General features: G+C 30.6%; 1 protein-coding gene. It reads right to left on the bottom strand.

Annotation, left to right across the window (positions count from 1 at the left end; all coding sequences use genetic code 11):
* Positions 1–200: 200 nt before the first annotated feature.
* On the bottom strand, positions 201–953 hold the full coding sequence (locus tag KI356_RS27070) for an aminoglycoside phosphotransferase family protein (RefSeq protein ID WP_212936990.1): 753 nt from the start codon (positions 951–953) through the stop codon (positions 201–203).
* Between the last annotated feature and the right edge of the window lie 139 nt (positions 954–1,092).

Below are 1,092 nucleotides of genomic sequence, written 5' to 3'. Positions count from 1 at the left end.
ATATAGTTTAATGCATATGTATTGGGATAAAGAAGAATTAACTGAGGAACAAGTACGGATAATGAATCTTTATAGAATGAAGATAGAAAATAAGCATGCCTATATCAATATATAAAACGGATGTTGTTTAACTACATATAGTTAAACAACATCCTATATAAGGATAATTACTTGCTTACTGGATTGTATTTATTTTTTAATTACACATACTGATCTAATAATCCATTTAAATATACTACGTTTTGCGGAGATACTTTCTCAGAAAATCTAGCTGCAATAATAATAGGAGCCCATTGAAAAATCTCATCTCTTGATAAGCCAGTATTTCTGCGATATATATGTAAATACATTTCAGCTAATTCTACTGAGGCCTGTGCGTACAATAAGTATGTACGAAATACATCTGCACGAATATCACCTGAACTTGCATCTACCCAATCTATAATTTTCACTTTCTCTTCCTTACTCAAAATCAAATTAAATGGATGGAAATCTCCATGACATAGCCTAAAATCAAATGTAATAGAATCTAATTTTAGTAATATGTTTTTCTTTTTGTTTTCATCCAATTTATGTACAGATTTAATTTGACGCTCTAACCTTTCCCTCATTAACTCCATTTCATCTGTATTCACACGTATAGCATGAATCTTTTTTTGTTCATTAACACAAATATTGATGTAATGCTCTGCCTCATTTAAATTATTAAGCAGGAGATCACCAATGTTGCCCCCTTTTACATGTTCCATAATAATTGCCTGTCTATTTTGTATCTTTGTCACTTCAAATACGTTTGGAACTGGCAGCCCGCATGAATAAGCATATTTTTGTTTTTTTGCTTCATTCATAGACTCTGTATCTGGGAGGTAATCTTTAAATAGTTTTACAACCTTATTATCATAGAGATAGATTTCTGCTGTATCCCCTTTTGCAATTGGATTACCTAGATTCACTTCATTTCTCTCCTTAAAATAAATTTGAATAACGCCTTACACTTCTCTATAAATTCACTGTAATCATAATGAAACCCTTCTTCATGAATATGCAAAAAACTTACCACTTTCTATTTAAGGATAGAAAGTGGTAAGTTTA

Source organism: Bacillus hominis, from assembly GCF_018332515.1.
Lineage (GTDB): Bacteria > Bacillota > Bacilli > Bacillales > Bacillaceae_G > Bacillus_A > Bacillus_A hominis.
This window is presented reverse-complemented; position numbering and strand designations above follow the sequence as displayed.